The organism is Achromobacter piechaudii NBRC 102461 (assembly GCF_001571245.1).
GTDB lineage: Bacteria > Pseudomonadota > Gammaproteobacteria > Burkholderiales > Burkholderiaceae_B > Achromobacter > Achromobacter piechaudii.
Genome location: NZ_BCTK01000009.1, coordinates 1 through 1,027 on the forward strand (window position 1 = coordinate 1; position 1,027 = coordinate 1,027).

The 1,027-nt window shown below is 64.2% G+C and carries 1 protein-coding gene; it reads right to left on the reverse strand.

Features of this window, described 5'->3' with window-relative positions:
- A partial coding sequence (locus API01S_RS21455) for an Ig-like domain-containing protein (protein ID WP_156487150.1) occupies nt 1-1,027 on the reverse strand: 1,027 nt, incomplete at both ends.

Consider the following 1,027-nt stretch of genomic DNA (forward strand, 5'->3'; position numbering starts at 1 on the left):
GCCGTGTCTTCCGTCGTGGTGGTGGCGTAATTGCCGGTAGCCGAATCGAAAGTCTGGCCGGGAACAGCCGGATCCACCGTCATCGGGGCATCGGGAACTGCCGTCACCGTGATACTGACCGTGGCCGTCTCATCGACCCCACCCGAGCTCACCGTGTAGGTGAAGCTGGTCGAGCCGTTGTAGTTGGCGGCCGGTGCGAAATCGATCGTGCCATCCGCCTTAAGCGTGACCATCCCGTTCGCCACCGCGACCGGCGTACCGACGACAACCGCGTTGCCATCGATGGCGGTGATCGCGTGGCCCGCGTTCTCGAAGGTATCGTTGGCGTTGACGTTGATATTGACCAGCGTGTCCTCGTTGGTCGTGACCGTGTCGTTGGCAATATCCACCACCGCGGACACCGTCACGCTGACCGTGGACAACGTGATGTTGCCGGTGCCGTCGTTGATCGCCACCACGAAGCTGTCGCTGCCGTAGTAGTCGGCGGTCGGCGTGTAGGTGTAGGCGCCGGTCGTGGCATCGACCGTCACCGAACCGTGCGCGGGCGGCGTACCCACGCTGTAGGCCAGCGGGTCGCCATCGCCATCTACTGCCGAGACCTGACCGGTAACGGCCGTGTCCTCAGTCGTGGTGGTGGCGTAGTTGCCAGTGGCGGAATCGAAGGTTTGGCCGGGGACAGCCGGGTCAACGGTCATCGGCGCGTCCGGCACGGGCGTGATGCTGACCGAAACGGTGGCCGTCTCATCGACGCCGCCCGAGCTCACCGTGTAGGTGAAGCTGGTCGAGCCGTTGTAGTTGGCGGCCGGTGCGAAGTCCAGCGTGCCGTCGGCCTTGAGCGTGACCATGCCGTTCGCAACCGCGACAGGCGTGCCAACAACAACCGCGTTGCCGTCGATGGCGGTGATCGTATGACCCGCGTTCTCGAACGTGTCGTTGGCGTTGACCGCGATGTTGACCGTCGTGTCCTCGTTGGTCGTTATCGAGTCGTTGGCGATATCCACCACGGCCGAGACCGTGACGCTGACGG